We start from the raw sequence: 1,689 nt of genomic DNA, 5'->3' as shown, positions 1-1,689 counted from the left end.
GGACCTGCGATGCCGGGCAGCCCCGGCGACGGCGTCCCGCTCGGGAAGGCTGTCACCGCCACCCGCGCGGCGCTCTCGTGGGACTGCAGCAGGTCGTCCGCCCGCTTGCCCTCGGACGCGTTCATCCCGATCTTGACCATCTCGTCGCCGACACCGAACCCGGCCAGGACCGGAGTCGTCAGCGTCAGTCCCCGGACCGTGGGGGCCCAGTCGCCGAGCGCGCTGGTCAGCGGGCTGTCGTGGTAGCTGAACTTGTTCTTCAGCCCGTCGAAGGAGTGGCCGTAGGTCCCCACCGGGACCGTGCCCCCGGCCGAGGTGTCGCCGCCCGCGCCGCCCGCCGCGGCCACCCGGTCGAGCGCCTCGGTCGCGCTCCCGGCGGCCCGGCCCTGCCATCCGACCTGCATCCCGTCGAGCCCGCGGCGGACCGTCCCGTCCGACTCGCGGAACCGGCCGCCCAGGTCGCCCAGCGCGCCGTGGGCGGAGTCGATCGCCTGGGCCCCGCTCCCCTGCGACGTCCAGGCGATCTTGTCCCGCAGGCTCCAGCCGGACCAGTCCACCCCGGGCAGGTCCTCGAGGGCGACGCCCTCGGGCGGCTCGGGGTCGGGCACGAACCAGCCCACGACGGGGACGTCGTTCCAGTCGAAGCCTTGCGACCCACCGGCCTGCGGCTCGGGCATCGCGTCCCCTCCTCGTCACGGCGTACCGGCACACGCTAGGGAGCGCAGGAGCCGCCCGACGCCCGAACCGCGACAGCGGGCGGTGGATCGTTCACACCGGTGAACGCCGCGCCGATCCTGCCGGGCGGGACCCGCGCACGAGGTCGACGAGCTCGTCGACCTCGGCCACCAGCGTGGCCGGATCGGTCGGGCCGGCCTCGACGACCGTCTCGGCGCCGGGCCGCGGCACCCGGCGCTGGCGGTAGCAGCCATCGGGTGTGGCCTGCACGAGCAGGACGTACGGCGCCCGACGACGTGCCCCGACGCTCCGGTGGGTGGCACCGAGCTGGCCGACGCCGGTCACCTCGCTCATCCGCAGCAGCAGGTACGCGTCGTCGCCGCCGAGGCCGCGGCGCATCAGCTCGGAGGCGAACCGCTCGCGGTCGGTGCCGCCGGAGCGCAGCGCGTCGCCGAGCACGACCTCCGGTACCTGCACGCGGCGCCCGGGCCCGGGGGTGAGAGGGCCGAGCAGGCTCACGAGCTCGGGGACGGCGCGGTCGGTCGGCAACCGGACGAGCGCGACCCGCTCACCGAACCGCACCGCCAACACCGCCCGCGGCCCGGTGCTGGCCGCGACGGCCAGGAGCCGGGACGGCGCCGTCGTCACCAGGTCACGGAACACCTCGGCGCGCGCGAGCAGGCGCATCTCCTGCTCCAGGTCCGCGACCGGGCCCGCGTGTACGACCAGGCCGCGCTCGCCCAGCGTCGCCGTCGCCTCCCGGACGATCCGTGCGCGCTCGTCGGAGGTCGTCCCTGGGCTGGGCAGCTCCAGGGCCACCGGTGTCTCGCCGAGGTCGAGCATCTCCCAGGCGACGTCGAACTCGGCGAGGGAGAGCACGGTCGCCGAGGACCAGTCGACGGACACGTCAGTCCCGTTCGTCGTCGGCGAGGGGCCCGAGGACGGGCGGGGTGCAGGGCAGGTCGACGTCGAACGCCTCGTCGGTGGGGATCAGGTAACGGTTGCGGTGGTCCT

General features: G+C 75.3%; 2 protein-coding genes. Both read right to left on the bottom strand.

Annotated elements, in window-relative coordinates:
• The coding region (locus I4I78_RS32300; protein WP_218615299.1) for a hypothetical protein at positions 1 to 677 on the bottom strand (677 nt) is incomplete at its 3' end.
• Positions 678 to 768: 91 nt separating this feature from the next.
• The gene (locus I4I78_RS32295) at positions 769 to 1,581 is read right to left on the bottom strand and encodes an ESX secretion-associated protein EspG (protein WP_218615298.1); all 813 of its coding nucleotides are present in this window, start codon (positions 1,579 to 1,581) and stop codon (positions 769 to 771) included.
• Positions 1,582 to 1,689: the final 108 nt, after the last annotated feature.

The organism is Pseudonocardia sp. KRD291 (assembly GCF_019263595.1).
Taxonomy (GTDB): domain Bacteria; phylum Actinomycetota; class Actinomycetes; order Mycobacteriales; family Pseudonocardiaceae; genus Pseudonocardia.
This window is presented reverse-complemented; position numbering and strand designations above follow the sequence as displayed.